The sequence below is a fragment of the Lysinibacillus composti genome, from assembly GCF_016908465.1.
Classification (GTDB): Bacteria; Bacillota; Bacilli; order Bacillales_A; family Planococcaceae; genus Ureibacillus; species Ureibacillus composti_A.
Genome location: NZ_JAFBDY010000010.1, coordinates 75,677 through 89,372 on the forward strand (window position 1 = coordinate 75,677; position 13,696 = coordinate 89,372).

Annotated in this window: 14 protein-coding genes and 1 tRNA gene; 7 read left to right on the plus strand and 8 right to left on the minus strand. The window is 38.0% G+C overall.

Annotated features, from left to right (window positions below; translation table 11 throughout):
- Positions 1 to 161: 161 nt before the first annotated feature.
- Positions 162 to 566: an 8-oxo-dGTP diphosphatase MutT gene (mutT, locus tag JOD29_RS11935; RefSeq protein WP_124765270.1), complete on the minus strand. Its 405-nt coding sequence runs from the start codon at positions 564 to 566 to the stop codon at positions 162 to 164.
- Between the two features lie 320 nt (positions 567 to 886).
- On the opposite strand from mutT, the gene JOD29_RS11940 reads away from it, so the two are divergent.
- Positions 887 to 1,624, plus strand: coding sequence for an IclR family transcriptional regulator (locus JOD29_RS11940; RefSeq protein WP_239585690.1), 738 nt, complete (start codon positions 887 to 889; stop codon positions 1,622 to 1,624).
- 61 nt (positions 1,625 to 1,685) lie between these two features.
- On the opposite strand, the gene JOD29_RS11945 is transcribed toward JOD29_RS11940, so the two are convergent.
- From JOD29_RS11945 to JOD29_RS11960, 4 genes are all read right to left on the minus strand, one after another.
- Entirely contained in the window at positions 1,686 to 3,092 is a 1,407-nt protein-coding gene (locus JOD29_RS11945; RefSeq protein ID WP_124765361.1) for an amino acid permease, read from the minus strand.
- A gap of 251 nt (positions 3,093 to 3,343) precedes the next feature.
- The gene (locus JOD29_RS11950; RefSeq protein WP_124765272.1) at positions 3,344 to 4,144 is read right to left on the minus strand and encodes a dimethylarginine dimethylaminohydrolase family protein; all 801 of its coding nucleotides are present in this window, start codon (positions 4,142 to 4,144) and stop codon (positions 3,344 to 3,346) included.
- Positions 4,145 to 4,350: 206 nt separating this feature from the next.
- The gene (locus JOD29_RS11955) at positions 4,351 to 5,241 is read right to left on the minus strand and encodes a dimethylarginine dimethylaminohydrolase family protein (protein ID WP_239585691.1); all 891 of its coding nucleotides are present in this window, start codon (positions 5,239 to 5,241) and stop codon (positions 4,351 to 4,353) included.
- 361 nt (positions 5,242 to 5,602) lie between these two features.
- Positions 5,603 to 6,154: a GNAT family N-acetyltransferase gene (locus JOD29_RS11960; protein ID WP_192894229.1), complete on the minus strand. Its 552-nt coding sequence runs from the start codon at positions 6,152 to 6,154 to the stop codon at positions 5,603 to 5,605.
- Positions 6,155 to 6,481: 327 nt separating this feature from the next.
- On the opposite strand from JOD29_RS11960, the gene JOD29_RS11965 reads away from it, so the two are divergent.
- On the plus strand, positions 6,482 to 7,936 hold the full coding sequence (locus JOD29_RS11965) for a serine hydrolase domain-containing protein (RefSeq protein WP_124765276.1): 1,455 nt from the start codon (positions 6,482 to 6,484) through the stop codon (positions 7,934 to 7,936).
- A 61-nt stretch (positions 7,937 to 7,997) separates the two neighbouring features.
- Here the strand turns inward: JOD29_RS11965 and mntA are convergent, their stop codons facing one another.
- Together mntA and JOD29_RS11975 are read right to left on the minus strand one after the other, a co-directional pair.
- Positions 7,998 to 8,408, minus strand: a complete 411-nt coding sequence (gene mntA / locus JOD29_RS11970) for a type VII toxin-antitoxin system MntA family adenylyltransferase antitoxin (protein WP_124765278.1) — start codon at positions 8,406 to 8,408, stop codon at positions 7,998 to 8,000.
- Positions 8,409 to 8,542: 134 nt separating this feature from the next.
- Positions 8,543 to 9,694 (minus strand): YhgE/Pip domain-containing protein, encoded by a 1,152-nt coding sequence (locus JOD29_RS11975; protein ID WP_124765280.1) that lies wholly within the window; start codon positions 9,692 to 9,694, stop codon positions 8,543 to 8,545.
- 128 nt (positions 9,695 to 9,822) lie between these two features.
- Between JOD29_RS11975 and JOD29_RS11980 the strand changes: the two genes are divergently transcribed.
- The 4 genes from JOD29_RS11980 (at position 9,823) to JOD29_RS11990 (ending at position 11,126) form a co-directional block, all read left to right on the plus strand.
- Positions 9,823 to 10,407, plus strand: a complete 585-nt coding sequence (locus JOD29_RS11980; protein ID WP_124765282.1) for a TetR/AcrR family transcriptional regulator — start codon at positions 9,823 to 9,825, stop codon at positions 10,405 to 10,407.
- A gap of 19 nt (positions 10,408 to 10,426) precedes the next feature.
- Entirely contained in the window at positions 10,427 to 10,552 is a 126-nt protein-coding gene (locus tag JOD29_RS20615) for a hypothetical protein (RefSeq protein ID WP_275579651.1), read from the plus strand.
- Between the two features lie 207 nt (positions 10,553 to 10,759).
- Positions 10,760 to 10,927, plus strand: a complete 168-nt coding sequence (locus JOD29_RS11985; RefSeq protein WP_192894226.1) for a hypothetical protein — start codon at positions 10,760 to 10,762, stop codon at positions 10,925 to 10,927.
- 127 nt (positions 10,928 to 11,054) lie between these two features.
- Positions 11,055 to 11,126, plus strand: a tRNA-Asn gene (locus tag JOD29_RS11990).
- Between the two features lie 294 nt (positions 11,127 to 11,420).
- On the opposite strand, the gene JOD29_RS11995 is transcribed toward JOD29_RS11990, so the two are convergent.
- Complete coding sequence (locus tag JOD29_RS11995; protein ID WP_124765284.1) at positions 11,421 to 12,053, minus strand: MOSC domain-containing protein; 633 nt, start codon at positions 12,051 to 12,053, stop codon at positions 11,421 to 11,423.
- A 248-nt stretch (positions 12,054 to 12,301) separates the two neighbouring features.
- Between JOD29_RS11995 and JOD29_RS12000 the strand changes: the two genes are divergently transcribed.
- Entirely contained in the window at positions 12,302 to 13,237 is a 936-nt protein-coding gene (locus tag JOD29_RS12000) for an NADP-dependent oxidoreductase (RefSeq protein ID WP_124765286.1), read from the plus strand.
- Positions 13,238 to 13,696 lie beyond the last annotated feature (459 nt).

A 13,696-nucleotide genomic window follows, 5' to 3' on the forward strand; every position in this document is an offset into this window, starting at 1 on the left:
AAATGAAGCTTGATTTTGGAAATTTAGCTGATTGGGGAATCAATGGTCTCATAGACTCGATATTTTAATTAATGGGAAATTTACCATTGACCTAGATAAGTTAGAGTTAGTTCAAAATTATTAATAAAAACATGGATTTGCGGCGTACCTTCAAATGAGGGCTACGCTTTTTCTTTTTCACTTGCAATTTTCTCAACAGCTGGAATATCGGCAGGGGCAAAAGTAAGGTTCTTGATTTCATCTCGTGTTACCCATTTTGTGTCTGCATGTTCTAAAGCGGTAGGTTGTCCATTAACTAGTTTAGCCTTATAGGTCTCCAGACGAACTATGACTTTTTCATACTCGTAAGTTGTATCTTCAACTTTTTCTCCAACTTGGATGGTACAATTGAATTCCTCTTGAATTTCTCGTTCTAACGCTTGTTCAGGCGTTTCTCCTTCTTCAATCTTGCCTCCAGGGAATTCCCAAAAGTTTGGAAGGGACATTTTCGGACTTCGTAATGCGCAAAAAATTTCATTGCTTTCATTTTCAATAATTGCTCCAACTACGTGGACTGTTTTTTTCATAGATAGATCACCTTTGCTTATTTTGATAATGTAATTCTACCCAACTTCCAATACTTGAGCATCACTTTAATCGAAGTTGAAATAAGCTCTTTTTCTAGAATTAAATATATATTTAATTGTCATTTTGTCCCTTTTCTAAAATTAGCATATACTTAACCCAAATTATAGTTTTGTTAGATGGGTGGAATAGTCTTTTTCGCTGGATAAATAAAGTTAATAGATTATATTCCGTATAATGAAAGTGACTTTTACACAATGGAAAACAACCTCATTCTATGCTATAATTAACATATAACAACCGAAGTAGAAAGTGATGTGACATGATGCAAACAATTGATCGAGCGATGGATATTATAAGGGTATTGTCCAAAAATGCCCAAGGACTACCGATCACAGAGCTTTCAAAGGAATGTGGCCTTCCACTTAGCACAATGCACCGCTTGTTGAAATCATTAGAAGAAAATGGTCTCATTCAACAGAATGAAAAAACGAAGGAATACGGCATGGGAACGCTTTGGCTTGAGTATGGGTTACAAATGTATGATTCCATGGACTTTACTAGTCATATCAGAACGGAAATGGAAAAGCTGATGCACATAGTGAAGGAAAGTATTTATTATAATAAGCCAGTGAGTGGGATAGAATCTTTAATCCTTGAACGTATTGATAGTCCTGAAAATGCCATCCGCGTTTTCGATAAAATTGGTTTAAGAATTCCCATGAATATTGGGGCAGCCAATAAAACCATGCTTGCTCATATGAATAAGGTAAAGTCAGATCAGTTCATCAATGCGCTCATTCCGGAAGAGGAAAAGTCTAGTTTTTATGAGCAACTACATGAAATCAAAGCAAATGGTTATGGAATTAGCCGTGGTGAACGAACTGAAGGAACCATTTCTATAGCAGCGCCTGTTTTTAATCACTCTGGTGATATAGAAGGGGCTATTAGTATTGGGTGCGTAAGCTTTAACATGACGGATGAAAGGCTGCAATTTTTAATTGAATATGTGCTGGAAAGTGGCAAACGCATTTCGAAAAATTTAGCTTATAATGGCTAATGGTTAGACTTGTAATCAATGAAAAAATGCCCCAAAGTTTTGGGGCACATCAAGGTCTTGCTTATACTTTTAAAGTTTCTTTTTCTCTATCTTCAACAATTACCTCAGCTTGAAGTATATCAACGGGTTCTCGTTTTTTACGATACTCATTTTTGAAATAGTAGAATAGATAACATGCAGCTAAGAATGCGATTCCGATGACCAGTCCTAATATTTGTGATGGATCTGTTGCTAAGAATGCTAATAACCCAGTACAAATGACAATACATGCGATGGGTACGAAAGGATAGAATCTAACTCTGTACCTTAAATCCTCTACTTTTCCACCAGCTTTGATATATTTTCGTCTAAACATAAGTTGTGACACGGCAATCCCAATCCAAGAAATTGTTACGGAAATACCTGCGATGGACATTAAGATGACAAATACAGTATCAGCTGCTAATACGCTTGTTAATAACGATAACAAGGAAAATACCATGGTAAAGACTAGTGCCGCAAATGGAACTTTGCGTTTATTTAAGGTACCAAACATTCTCGGAGCCATGCCTTCATTGGACATGGACCATAGTAAACGTGTGGAAGCATAAATACATGAGTTTCCTACCGATAGAACAGCTGTTAAAATAACAAAATTCATAATATCGGCTGCATAAGGAATGCCGACTAAATCCATTAACGTCACGAAAGGACTTTCCATTAACCCTAGTTCACTTGCTGGGAAAATCGCAGACAAGATAATAATAGAAGAAAGGTAGAACACGACGATTCGGAATAATACATTTCGAATGGCGCGAGGAATGTCTTTATTCGGATTTTCACTTTCACCAGCCGCAATCCCGATGAGCTCAGACCCTTGATAGGAGAAAATAACATTCATCATCGTTATAAAAATAATGGCAAGTCCAGCAGGGAACATACCTGTTGGGGCTAAATTCTCTACAAATGGTGCGGGGCGGTCTTCTAGTGGCATGATGCCCACTGCAGCTGCTAGTCCAATCAAAATAAATAAAATAACGGCCACCACTTTAATCCCTGCAAACCAATATTCCGCTTCCCCAAATGCTTTTGTTGTCAGAGCATTGAGTCCAAAGAGTAGGGCGATAAAAACGGCACACCAGATCCATATTGATGTATCCGGGAACCAGCGTTGCATCAAGATTCCAGCTGCCGTAAATTCAACGCCTGCTGTTGTCGCAGAGCCAACGAAATACATCCAACCCAATGAGAAACCTGCAGAAGGGTTAATAAATTTCGTTGCATAGGTTTGGAATGAACCCGAAACAGGCATGAATACTGCAAGCTCTCCTAAACAAACCATCACCATGTATAATATTAAGCCACCAAATATATAACCTATTAATGCACCTCCAGGGCCCGCCTGATTAATCGTATACCCTGCATTTAAAAATAGACCTGTCCCAATTACACCACCAAGAGACAACATAAATAAATGGCGACTCTTCATCGCGCGGTTTAATTGGTTTGATTGATTATTCAAATTTTCCACTCATTTCACCATCCTCTTTGTCTAGTGGGTGTTCTTTTAATCCTTAAAAGTAGGAGAACACTAGATTATTTCTATCTAAATTTCCAGACAGATTAGTAGAGCAATTTACATGAGGAACACTTTATTTCATATGGTTTATGCAATGATGAAGGGGAGAGGGAGGGGCCTAAAAGTTAGACCCATTCTCTCGGTTTAACAATGTTTGGTTATTAAAAACGTAGTGATAAACAGCTTAACCCGCCATCTTGTTTTTGGAATTCTGTCATTTCAAGCTCAATTGTCTTAAAGCCTGCATCTTCAATTTTTTGCTTTGTTTCATCGTATCCTTTTGGAAGAATCACATAGTCATTGACGCGAATACAATTTGCTGAGTATTCATTCGTTTTGGAAACAATGATTTTGACATATTGTTCAAAATCAGGGTGATCAATAAACTCCCCAGCCACAACCATTTTGTTATTGCCAAGATACGCGATTCCAGTTTTTAGATGGAAGAACTCTTTTAGTTGAACAATGGTTGCTTTATAACCTTCAGACTCTAAAATTTCTTTTAATTGGCGAGCACCTTCTTCGTTCGTACGTGTTGAAATCCCAATATAAAAGTGATCATCAGCTTGAAGAACATCACCGCCATCAAGAGTACCTGGAGATTGGATGTGATAAATTTTGTCATAGAATTCCTTTAACACAGGTTCCATTTCAACGATTTCTTGATTTCTAGATGCCGCGCCTGGATTTGATACAACTGCGAATTCCTTAGTTAAAACGGCTGTATCTTCAACAAACGTAGAGTCTGGGTAATCTTCACTGGCTGCTAGGTGAGTGACTTCCACACCACATTGTTTTAATGCTTCAATATAAGCGGCATGTTGAACTAACAGTTGATCGTAATCGGGTGTTCCTAAATCAGAAGTCGTTAATCCGTTCACGTAGCTTTTTCCTGGAGTTTTAACAATGACATGTTTAAACGTAATTTCTTCTAACGTTTTTTGAGTTTCATTTTTTAACATAATTAATCTTCCTTTCTATTTATCAAGTTTAATGGGGTAGTGGATAGCACAGTTTCTTAAAATAAAATTTCAAATTTTGAACAGTGTCTAGCTGCGGCGGCTACACCCTCGAGGTCGCTTCGACAATACCAGCGAAGGCAAAAAAGCGCCTTCACCGGTATTGTCTCCAGCGCTTGTCGGGTGTGGACGAGCCGCCTTCGCTTTTCTTAAATCCGAACAACCGGGCAAGTTAGGCAAGTAGGGCCACCTGTTCCTTTGTAGCTAATTTCAGTTCCTGTGTATTCGTAAACCGTAGCACCCACATCTAACAAATGTTTCTTTGTCACTTCATTTCCAGCGACCATAACACATACTCTTGGAGCTAAAGCCAGAACGTTACATCCTAATTTCAGATACTCATCGTCTGGCACTTCGACTAATTTAATGCCGCGTTTAATTAATAACTGTCTAAAGAAAACAGGCATTAATCGAGAGTGCACAACTGCTAAATCGTGATCAACCATACTAATAAAGGACATCAAGTGAAGACACTCACTTTCTCCTTGATCATGTGGAAGCTGTACAACAATGAACTCATCAACTAGATCTTTTGTGATTTCTCTTAATTGATTAATAGCTTCTAAGTTTGTTCGATAACCCAAACCTACAGCAAGTGTGCGTTCTCCTAACCAAACGATATCTCCGCCGTCACATACGGCATCACCAGTTAATTCTCCGATGATTGGGATTCCTTTTTCTTTTAAATATTCTTTATAAACTTGAGCTTCAGGTTGTCTGAGTTCTTTACCAGACTTTAAGATAATTGCTCCGTCTTTAGTGAACTTGACTGGATCATGAGCATAAATGGAATCCAATCCTACTCGACTTGTTTGCGGGAGAAAATCAATGCTAGGTACATGCTTTTCTAGGATGGAAAGAAATTCACCATATTCTTTTAAGCTTTCTTCAAAATTAGGCTCTTCAATATAATTGAATGTTTGCCAGTTCTCACTTAAGTGCTTCTGACTAATAAACGCATCATTTGGGTGTTTAACAATGACTCTTTGTAGGGAGTTCACCATGGATGTGCAATAACTAGTTGAAGTTTGAGTTGACATGTAAAATACCTCCGTTTCCGTTATGCGGAAAATTATTTTATTAATCGGAAAACCTGATTTAAATTTAACATCGACATCATTAAACAGTCAATTGAATTTTTTGAATATTTGATAAATCAACTTCTTATGATTCTTATTTTGGGGATCCTGGTGAAGCGGGCAGGGGGTAAAGGTGAGAAGGGGTGGTGAGTTAAATAAGGATTGTGTTGGAGCATAACTAGCGTCTGAGTAAATTGATTGGCCACTTTGATGAAAGCGATAGCGACTAGCCGAAACAATGGTTTTTAATTTCGTATAGTAAACTTGTTCTAAAATAAAAAAAGAGAACTTTGAGGTTCTCTTTTTGAATCAATATCTATTACTACAGGATTATAAAATCTCGCTTCAACAAAGAATACATAAACAAATCATCAAACTTCCCACGGGTATATTCATAGCTCCGTAATAGACCTTCCTTTAGGAAACCATGTTTTATTACTAGCTTTTGCGACGATAGGTTAGCAGGTTCAATCAGTGCTTCGATTCGATTTAAATGCAGATGTTCAAAACCGTAGTTCAAAATAGTACTTACAGCTTCACTGGCGAATCCTTGTCCCCAATAGGTCTTACTCAACTCAAAGCCAATTTCTGAACGGTGGTGTTGCGAAACCATCCGGTGGAATCCGCAACTGCCAATCACTTCATCTTGCCCTTTGATCGTAATGCCCCATCTGATTCCCGTCTCTTCCGAAAAGATCTTGTCGTACCAGTCAATCTCTGCGAGTGCATCATCAATTGTCTGGAAAGGGGATAAACCATAATATCTCATGACATCTTCATCCGAAAGATAGCTAAGCACGCTACCTGCATCGGCTTCTGTAATTCTTCTTAATACCAATCGCTCTGTTTCTATAACAGGGAACTCCCTAGTTATGTTCATCGTAAACACCCCTAATCATTAGTTGTAACGATTTACTAAATAGTCTACAGAAATCTCTTTCTTAGCGAACAATCGAATTGTCTAAAATATAACATTCGGTTATAAGGAGAAAAATGGAAATAGAAGTTTACTAAAAGTTTAACATAAGTAGGATTATTTTAGTGTTATACATAAAGCAACTTTCCAATTTAAAGAAATTCTTTTGTGCTTACCAATTTCATCCTATTCATGTGAATCGTACTAAAAGCAATGAAGAGAGGGGAAGGCTTACAAAAGACGTAGGAAAATAGCAAAAGATTTAATCTAGAAAGGGGATCGGTTATGTGTAAGAAAATAAGTTGTGTTTTTCTACTACTGATAATACTTTTCGGACAACTATGGTCGGTTCCACTCTTAGCCGTCGCGGCAAAATCCTTCGATCCAGCAGATGTTGATGAATATGTGACGAATTATATTTATAAAAATGGACTGCCTGGTGCAGCTGTTGTCATTGTGAAGGATGGGAAGGTGCTTTACGAAAAAGGGTTTGGTCATGATTCGAATGGAAACCCACTAACCGCCAAGTCCAAAACTGGGCTTGCTTCTGGTACGAAACCATTCACTGCGTTTGCTGTTTTACAATTGGTGGACCGGGGGGGAATTAAACTAGATGAACCGGTTGTCACGTATCTTCCGGAGCTAACATTAAACGATGAAAGATGGCAACAGGTAACGATTCGCCAATTACTAAGCCACACATCGGGACTGCCGAATCCTACCATTGTAGGTCCGGCAAGTACCCCTAAAGAAGGGGTAGGTCGTTTCCATGATTGGCAACTACAAGCAGACCCTGGGCAAAAATATTCGTATAGCAATGCAAACTACTGGACGCTAGCTTATTTGGTTGAGCAAATCAGTGGAATGACGTTTAACGACTACCTCACACAAAATGTATTTCAACCACTTGGAATGAATGACTCCATTTCTGCTGTAAACTCAGGGGAGATTGTGGGGAAGTTAGGGATTCCTCGTGGGTATGTTACGTTATTTGGTACCGCGATGCCGTGGACAGAGCTTGAACAAATGTTTAGTGGGGCGGGAAGCATTTTTACGACAGCGAGTGATATGGGGAAATGGTTATCCATGCATACGAACGGTGGAGTAAATGAAAAAGGGGAGCGGTTATTATCTGAAGCGTTACTAAAGGAGTCGTATTCTCCACAACCTGGCAGTGAAAAATATGGGCTTGGTTGGTCCTTAAGCTCTCCAACTATTAAACCAGCACGGATTTCTCATAGTGGTTCGCTTTCAACATTCCAATCTCAACAAGACATCGTTCCAAGTAGTGGCTATGCCGTTGCTGCTTTACTCAATAGTTTCACCACGACATTCGAACATTCCTATGAAATTAGTTCCGGGATTATCCAACTAACAGAAGGACAAGAACCCGAATTGAAAGCCCCAACGCCTAAAATTATTGACTTCATACTTGGTGGCGTCACATTGATTTATCTAATTTTAGGGGTCAGAGGAATCGTAAGAAGTAAAAAATGGGTAGAAAAACGAAAACAACAGCCATCCTGGAGATTTTATTTGCGGTTAATTCCACAATTGATTCCAGTTATAGGGGTGGGCTGGCTACTATTTATTGTTCCGAATCTACAAAATAACAGCTCAACGATGAAGGATGCGTTCGGTCTTTTCCCGTCTGCGATGATACTCTTGGTGCTGGCTTTTATCATTGGATGTGTTCTTACCATTATGAGGGTTTATCATCGAGTGAAGTTAGGTAGATAGTAGTGGGTACAATAGAAAAGAGCTAGGGAAGTGCTCGTAGGTCATTTTATTTAAAATGACTTCATTCACCGCAAAATACACTTCCTCGTTCTTTAATTGCATCAATGACGACTGCACGTTGCTCGCTTAATGTTGCATACATGCTATATGCACGCATTTTTTGGCGTATCAATTCATTTTCATTGTGAATATAGAGTGGAATTCCATGCTCAAAAATTTGCATCGTCAACACAGTGTCGATTTGCTTGATATCCACTAAATCCACTTCACGCCCACAAAGCAAAGCTAATTCCCCGATAAGTTCAAACCGTTCATAGGATGATAGCTGCTTGTTGCTGAAATACGCAAGGTCCAGATCGCTCTTTTCATGCGCGGTCCCTTTTGCAAAAGAGCCAAATAGGATAATGAAGTCGGGATTTACATGTTGTTTTAACTTTTTAATAACTTGCGCTTGGATTTCTTCTTCAAGCATGCATATCACCACCTTTTCTTTATTATAAACGTATATGAAAAAACCGCACTTATACTTATTAAGGGGTGCACAACATCATAAAAAGACAACCAAGGAATTCTAAGCATTCCCCGGTTGTCTTTTTAGTTTATTGTTTATTCCGTATCAGTTTTTGGTGCACGTACTGGTTTGAAAATAGATAGGATATAAATCACTAAGCCTACAAGTCCAATTCCTAAAATCGTCATGAACGACCCACCAGTGTAGAAGCCACTACCGAAGTAGAAAATTTCACGTAACCCATCCGCAGCAAAGCGAATTGGAACCCAAGGGCGAATGAATGTGACGAAGAAATCTGGTAGCATTTCTTTTGGCGTCATGAGAACCCCCATACCTAATAACATCACAACCATGAATAACGTAATCGCTGGTTTACCAATCCATGCCGTAACTGCTGATACTAATAAGAAGAAACAGAACGCTGCAAAGGATACGAACGAACCAACTAAGAAGTAACTAGGCATATTAATACCCGCGACCTTACCTAACGTTGCCACGGTAAATCCTGAGAATAGGGCGATAATAATCCCGAATAACACTTGGCCGCCCATTAAGCGTAAAGTCTGTTTGCGAGTTAACATTTCCTTTTTCAAAATGCCCGATGTAGATAGGAATAAAACGAACCCACCGATTAACGCACCTACCCAAGCAGGCACCGCCATTAACGTAGGGGCACTACCGTTTGCAGTAGAAGCTGTAATGGCGTTAAATACTTTTTCTTCAGAAACAATTGGATTTACAAGTACAGCTGCTTGGTCCGCATCAATTTGTTGACCATTCAGTTGCGCAATAAAGTTTGTAGAATATTGGTTGCTCAATTGCGTAATGAAACCGTTTAAAGCAGTCTTTGCATAGTTCGCACCCGTCATGTTATAACCTTGGTTAATATAAACTTGTAAAGTTGCTGGCGTGTTGTCAGTCAACGTATTTTGTAAGGCATTATTATAGCCTTCAGGAATGACTAATGCCGCATAATATGTTTTGTCTTTAAATAAATCTTCAATATCCGCTTCGTCTTCACTTGTAAAAGCTAACATCGGCTCTTCATCATCAGTACCTTTACTCATATGTTCGATTGCTGATTTAACAGTGTCCACATGCTCGCCTTCATCATTTACAATCAATGCAACAGGTAAATTTCTTACTTGTGGATTGCCTTGTGCGAATAAGTTTACCGAGAATAAAGCGATGATTAATATAACAGCAATAGGAGCAGCCCACGCTAATTTTTCTTTAAATAATCTCAAGGAGATCATCCTTTCTCAATTTTCAACAGGTTGTTTAGTAGTACGTGAATATCTTATAATGTTGGGGTACACTAAGCAATGAACAAAAGTGAACATATTGTTGGATTTTACTGAGAAGAGTGGATGTAATGAGCGTTTATACTGAAAAAAATAGAAAAACAAAACAGCTGATTCAAAAGTCATTTATGGAAATTTTGGAGAGTAAATCATTTGAATCAATCACAATAGGGGACATTACGAAGACAGCACAAATCAATCGCGGAACTTTCTATCTGCATTATCAAGATAAATTCGATTTGCTCGATCAAATAGAACAACAGTTGTTTGAGGATTTAGGCCAACATATCGATGAACTGCAATCTCGTTATTCATCTACCCAAACCTTTGAAAAAGAACAAGAGCAGTTAGCCGCTACATTATTTAGTTTTATTGAAATACACGCGCCAATGCTTAAGATATTCTTAAGCGATCATGGAAGAGCGGGCTTTCACATTCGCTTTAAAAATGCCGTTTCAACAAAGGTGCGATTTAACTTAGAGAAAAATGAAAGCTTCACGGCCAATTTAAAAGTCCCAATGGAATACTTTTTATCCTTTATCACATCAGCTTTCTTAGGCCTAATTGAACAATGGGTCCAAAATGGGCTAGACAAAACCCCTCAAGAAATGACCGCATTATATATTGATATTATTTTGTTTATCAAAAAGAGATAGGGACAGGGGGACAGGCACCTTGTCCCAGTTTCGATCAAAGGCATTTGAATTTCCATTTCAAATGCCTTTACAAAAAACGAATCGAAAAGAGCCAGTCCTAATGGGGCTGGCTCTTTATCTATTGACAGTAAGCTTCATCGAATAAATCTGCTCTGGTTTGTCATTTGGAGTTAAGTGAAGTCATGTTTGTCCAATGCAGTAACGCCTTTACCATCACACGCTGGGCAAATTTTTTTTGAGGATTAATGCAATTAAAAAATCCTCTTAATAGTTTTTCACTAAAAAAGAAAAAGAATAAGAATAAAAAAGCCATTACCTTCACATGCTATTTTTTGTGGAGGTGAGAGAACACATGGCACAAAACAACAACAACAACAACCAACGCAACAACCGTCAAAATAATGATGCAAACAACCGTAACAACCGTGAGGAGTTTGCTGAAGATTTAAACTTTGACCGCAACAACAACAATAACAACAACCGCAACAATAACAACCAAAACAACAATAACAATCGTTAATAAAACCATTTTATAGATTAGAGAAGTTGGAAGACTACTCTCATCTGAATCCTGAATAATGTTACTTTTTCATAAAGTGCGTTATTCGGGATTTAATAATTGGATAAGTTATAGGCCATAAAATCTTTCCGTAGTAGCTCAGTGGTAGAGCAATCGGCTGTTAACCGATTGGTCGTAGGTTCGAGTCCTACCTCCGGAGTATTAAATAATCGATTTGAATTTCCAAATCTCAAACAGACGAACGATATTCTTGTTAAAGGATAAGCGTTCGTTTTTTCATGATCACCAATAAATAACTTTAACAAAATAAAATGAGTATTTTACAGCATTTATTTTTTTAATAATATGGCGCATTTTCAGAGGATGAGCTCTCAATTTACAGGAGAATTGTTGTAGTGGTTTGTGGGAATTTCGCTCGAACTTGATAGGCAAGCACAAAAAACCTAGCACTATAGGCTAGGTTTTCGCGTTATCGTTCGTTGGGATGAAAGAATTATAGCAATTTTAAAAACCTATTTCTCCATTCCTCTGCAAGAGCATCAACAGTCAATATTTTTTCAATTGATGCTTTATCTTGCTTTTGGTGGAAAAGAATTTGTGTAGCAAAAGAAACGGATATTTCTTTTTCATGTTTTTCTAAAAGTGTGATTTCTGAATCTAACATAATAGTTCCTTCTTCCAATACCCGAAAGAAGTAGCCGGTTAGTGTTGTATCAATCACTTTCTTTAAAAAACCTTTTTCCTCGTTATAATTGGAGATCGTAACACAAGGTACCCTTCCTTGTGTTACTTGAAGAATAGTATCTCCTATTTTAAAAATGTCACCAATACATACCTGTTCTTCTGTCATACCTGCTGCGGTAATATTTTCTCCAAAAGCAGGTAATATAAGCTTTCTTTGAAATTCCTCTTCCCAATAAGAGTAATGTTCGAATGGATACATACAAACTACACGGTCTGGTCCCCCGTGAAATTTGTGATTTGCAACATCATCATCAACGATTCCAAGTTTCTCTACCTTAAAAGCTTGTACAGCTGATTTTCCTATGCCAGAAACTTCTTTTCTATTATTCCAATTATATTCCTTAGGTTTTCCGATAGCTAAATTAATAATTTTTCTAGTCACGTTGAATTTACCTCGTTTCTACAGAGCTACAAAATTAAATGCAATTATAAATTCTATTATACTAGTGACATCTGAAAATTTACAATTTTTAAGAAACTGAGGATAAGAAAAGGTGAGGATTTCAAGGATATCAATAAGTTCTTGTTTAAGTTTAAAGTTAGTTTCCTCATAATCTTAGGGAAGGAATAACTTCTTAGGGGGAAACTAATACTAAGTTTAAATATATTTGTTTAAGGGAGTGCTATTTAATGCGTGCTGTTGTGATTGATGAATATGGTAGTAAAAATGTGTTAGTAGAACGGGAACTACCGAAACCGGAAATAAAGCCAAACCAAGTACTTGTTGAGGTTTATGCAACGTCTGTTAATCCTATTGATTGGAAGCTTCGAGCTGGGTATTTGAAGGGGATGCTTGATTGGACTTTCCCTATAATTCTCGGTTGGGATGTTGCTGGAAAGATTGTGGAAGTGGGAGATGAAGTAAAGAATTTTCAGGTTGGGGATGAAGTTTTTGCGCGACCGGATACGACCCCAAGAGGTACATATGCGGAATACACTACTGTGGATGAAGAATTACTTGCTAAAAAGCCGAGTAACCTGACATTTGAAGAAGCTGCCTCGATTCCATTAGCAGGCCTAACCGCTTGGCAATGTTTAGTGGACCAAACAAAAGTCAAACAGGGTGATAAAGTACTCATCCATGCCGGAGCTGGGGGAGTAGGAAGCCTGGCGATCCAAATGGCCAAACATTTAGGTGCCTATGTTGCTACAACAGCAAGTGAAAAAAATGAAGCATACGTAAAAAAGCTTGGAGCAGATGAATTCATTAATTACCGCACCCAACAATTTGAAGAAGAATTAAGTGATTATGATGTGGTCATTGATACAATGGGTGGCGATATTTTAAATAAAAGCTTCACAATATTAAAACCTGGTGGCAGACTCGTCACGATTACGGGACAACCCGACCCAGCATTAATCGAAAAGCATCAAGTTACCGCAAGCTCCTATTGGTTAACGCCAAATGGTAAACAGCTGGGTGAATTAGGCGAATTACTTGAGAAAGAAATCCTAAAGCCTCAAGTGGGGAGTGTATTTGACTTTTCAGCAGAAGCATTACAAAAAGCACATGAATTAAGTGAAACAAATCATGCCAAAGGGAAAATTGTAATTAAAGTGAAATAATCGGGACAGGAGGGTCTTGTCCCAGTTACTGGGACAGGGGGGACAGGTTCCTTGTCCCACTTTAATCACAATGCAGGGCTAACTCGTTGATTCAAATAGTGGTCACGTTGTTGAATGGCATTCGTATTGAAATTCACAAGAGGTCTTGAAAATCTGCACTTAAATTAACGACTAGGCTAGTGTACAAATTATAAATTTTATAGGTTGAAGATTTAGAGCATTTCTTTAAATGAGGAATGCCTTTTCTTTTTCTTAGAACTAACGATGCAATAAAAATTTTACCCAAATTAATAAAAGTTTATTGTAAAACGATAAATTTTATATTAAAATCAAAATCGAAATAAATAAGTGAGCAGCTTTTTTTAGGGGTCCCAATTCATGCTCAGTTCATTTTTGGGGTTCCAGAGATGGCGAACCTTTAAAAAGAAAGGCAAAAGCGCCTCCATGATTCACTTTATT

What these genes read in the sequence shown, in the direction of transcription:
- JOD29_RS11940 (WP_239585690.1), top strand. Translation starts at nt 887, where the DNA reads ATGATGCAAACAATTGATCGAGCGATGGATATTATAAGGGTATTGTCC.
- JOD29_RS11980 (WP_124765282.1), top strand. Translation starts at nt 9,823, where the DNA reads ATGAGCGTTTATACTGAAAAAAATAGAAAAACAAAACAGCTGATTCAA.
- JOD29_RS11955 (WP_239585691.1), bottom strand. Translation starts at nt 5,241, where the DNA reads ATGTCAACTCAAACTTCAACTAGTTATTGCACATCCATGGTGAACTCC.
- JOD29_RS12000 (WP_124765286.1), top strand. Translation starts at nt 12,302, where the DNA reads ATGCGTGCTGTTGTGATTGATGAATATGGTAGTAAAAATGTGTTAGTA.
- JOD29_RS11950 (WP_124765272.1), bottom strand. Translation starts at nt 4,144, where the DNA reads ATGTTAAAAAATGAAACTCAAAAAACGTTAGAAGAAATTACGTTTAAA.
- mutT (WP_124765270.1), bottom strand. Translation starts at nt 566, where the DNA reads ATGAAAAAAACAGTCCACGTAGTTGGAGCAATTATTGAAAATGAAAGC.
- JOD29_RS11985 (WP_192894226.1), top strand. Translation starts at nt 10,760, where the DNA reads ATGGCACAAAACAACAACAACAACAACCAACGCAACAACCGTCAAAAT.
- JOD29_RS11965 (WP_124765276.1), top strand. Translation starts at nt 6,482, where the DNA reads ATGTGTAAGAAAATAAGTTGTGTTTTTCTACTACTGATAATACTTTTC.
- mntA (WP_124765278.1), bottom strand. Translation starts at nt 8,408, where the DNA reads ATGCTTGAAGAAGAAATCCAAGCGCAAGTTATTAAAAAGTTAAAACAA.
- JOD29_RS11945 (WP_124765361.1), bottom strand. Translation starts at nt 3,092, where the DNA reads ATGAAGAGTCGCCATTTATTTATGTTGTCTCTTGGTGGTGTAATTGGG.